The sequence below is a fragment of the Lunatimonas salinarum genome, assembly GCF_017811155.1.
In the GTDB taxonomy this organism is placed as follows: Bacteria; Bacteroidota; Bacteroidia; order Cytophagales; family Cyclobacteriaceae; genus Lunatimonas; species Lunatimonas salinarum.
Genome location: NZ_JACVCV010000057.1, coordinates 1 through 2,387, shown reverse-complemented (window position 1 = coordinate 2,387; position 2,387 = coordinate 1). Strand labels below are relative to the sequence as shown.

3 protein-coding genes are annotated in these 2,387 nt (G+C 58.0%); all 3 read right to left on the bottom strand.

Going from position 1 to position 2,387, the window contains the following annotated elements; genetic code table 11:
• Positions 1-31: 31 nt before the first annotated feature.
• Complete coding sequence (gene tnpC, locus IAQ59_RS21760; protein ID WP_209332964.1) at positions 32-1,603, bottom strand: IS66 family transposase; 1,572 nt, start codon at positions 1,601-1,603, stop codon at positions 32-34.
• Positions 1,604-1,678: 75 nt separating this feature from the next.
• Complete coding sequence (gene tnpB / locus IAQ59_RS21755; protein ID WP_209332963.1) at positions 1,679-2,026, bottom strand: IS66 family insertion sequence element accessory protein TnpB; 348 nt, start codon at positions 2,024-2,026, stop codon at positions 1,679-1,681.
• A gap of 3 nt (positions 2,027-2,029) precedes the next feature.
• Positions 2,030-2,326 carry an IS66 family insertion sequence element accessory protein TnpA gene (gene tnpA / locus IAQ59_RS21750; RefSeq protein WP_209332962.1) on the bottom strand — a complete coding sequence of 99 codons (297 nt, stop codon included), beginning with the start codon at positions 2,324-2,326 and terminating at the stop codon, positions 2,030-2,032.
• Positions 2,327-2,387: the final 61 nt, after the last annotated feature.

Here is a 2,387-nt window from a genome sequence, read left to right as displayed (position 1 = left end):
TGTAAGCAACCGCCCATCCCCCTATCAATAATTAGGCTGGGGTTCCTTGGCCAATTTTCCACCTGTGGGGCAACAGGTCGGAGAATTTCCCTTCATAGGCTGGGTCGTTCATTTTCCTGAGCACATCGAGCAGCCAGTCATGGGGATTGACTCCGTGCTTTTTGCAGGTGGCGAACAGGGAGTAGACCATTGCGGCGTTCTGGGCTGTTGCGTGGGTGCCCGCAAACAGGTAGTTTTTCCGTCCCAGCGCGATCGGCCTGATGGCGTTTTCTATAAGGTTGTTGTCGATCTGCAGCTGACCGTGGAGGGTGTACAGCTTCATGCTGTCCATGAGCGGGAGCGCATAGGCGATTGCCTTTCCAATCGGGGAGGAAGGCAGTACCTTTGGATACTCGGCGAGCATCCAGCCGCGGAGCTCGCTGAGCACGGGCTGGGATTCGGCCACGCGCTTCTCGACGACAAGGTTTTCCGACAGGGGAGGCTGGGCCTCCCTGATCTGTTTTTCCACCGCGTACAGTTTGGCGATCTGCCTCACCGCCCAGGTGGCCCGCTCCCTGTCGTAAGCGGCGGCCTCGTCGAATTTTCGGCGGATATGGGCCATGCAATAATAGTGTTTTACGGCCCTGTTGTCGCCGAACAGGCTTTGGTAGACTTCATAGCCGTCTGTCTGGACCACCCCGGTATAGTTTGCCAGTATTTCCGCCGGGCCGGATCTGTTCCTGCCGGGCCGGTAGTCGAAGAATACCAGCCCGTCCGCGGGGGCGTGGTAGGCCCACATGTACCCCCGGTGTGTGGATCCCTTTTTCGCGCCGTTTTCGAGCACCTCCATCCTTGTTTCGTCCGCCTGCAGGTAAAGGTTGGCCAGGGTCTCCCGTTGGAGGGCTTTATAGAGGGGGGTGAGTACCCTGCAGGCCGCGTTGGTGTTGTCGATGAGCGTGGAGGCGGGGATGTCAAGCCCTATCCTGCCGAACATCTGCCGCTGCCTGTACAGGGGAAGGTGGTCGACGAACTTGGAGGTAAGCAGGTATGCCAGCACGGATTCGTCGAACAGTCCCCTGCCGACGGTCCTGGAGGGCATGGGGGCGATGAGTACGCCCTTTTTGTCGGTCTGGGAGGGGTCGGTGAGGGCCCATTTCCTGCGGACGATCACGCGGACCTTGAAACTGGCCGGCACCATCACCAATATCTCCTTCTCCTCCTGTCCGATGATTTTGTAGCCTTCCAGATCCCGGGAAGGATCTATGATCTCAACCTCGCGCTCCAGGGATTCGGGAAACGCCATTCGGGGACGGCCCGCGGCGGCCTTCACGCGCCTTTTTCCCTGCATGTCCTGCTCCAGGTTGTTCTGTTCTGCCTCTTGGGCGGTGAGCTTTTCGGAGGCCAGTACATCGGCTTGGGATGCGCCCAGGGGAAACAGGCCCAGCTGCCCGGTAACCCGGTTGTCGGACTGCCCGGATGCGAACCTCCTGGCCCGCAGTTCGGCGGCCTCCAGGAGCGCAAGCTGGAGTTTGTACTCGGCCTCCAGGAGCATGCGCCTGCTTTCGGCCAGCTGTTTTTGGCTTTCAAGGTAGAGCGTTCTGTAGTCCGGTACGGCTGTGTTCATAATATAAAAATAAACACAAAAAGTGACTTTACAGCGTTTTTGGGGCGATTTTTTAGATGGTTTTTCGTCTTTTTTTTAAGCTTGAACACTCCTCTCGTACCGCCTTCTAAGCTGTACGGAAGCCAGCTTCACGCCCTGCAGGACAAGGCTCAGCTCCCGTGAAGTTATGAGCAGTTTCCCGTCTGTCGGACGCTCGAAAGTGCCCGATTCCAGCCGTTTGCTGTAGAGGGCGTACCCGTCCGTATCCCACTGGAGCAGGCGCAGCTGGTTGCCGCGCTTGCCGATGAAGATGAACACGTCGCCCGAAAGGGGATCCATGCCAAGGTCGTTCTGGACCAGTCCGGCCAGCGAATAGATCCCGCAGCGCATGTCCACCGGATGCCGGTAGAGAAAGTACCGTGCCGAAGAGGAAAGTGACAGCATGGATCAGCCGATCAGCTCCCTGAGCCAGCCGGTGTCCGGCAGACGGATAAAGGAAATGCTGGCCCCGTTGGGAAAGCTCAGCACCGCGACGGGTGCGGATTCGGCGCCATTGAGGCGCAGCTCGGTGAAACCGGGAAGGTTTTGATCTTCCCGGGCGAATTTTTTGGACCAGTACCGGAAAGTGGCATACTTGACCGAGGCCTGGCGGCAGAATACGCCGACCGAGATGCCGCTGGCCTTCCAGTCTTCATACAGGGAACGGTAGTAATCCCTAGGGGAAACAGCTTGAAAATCTTTCATGACGGCAAAGATCCAAACCCTTTACCGGAAAAAACAGATGGGGATGGGCGTTCGCTTACGT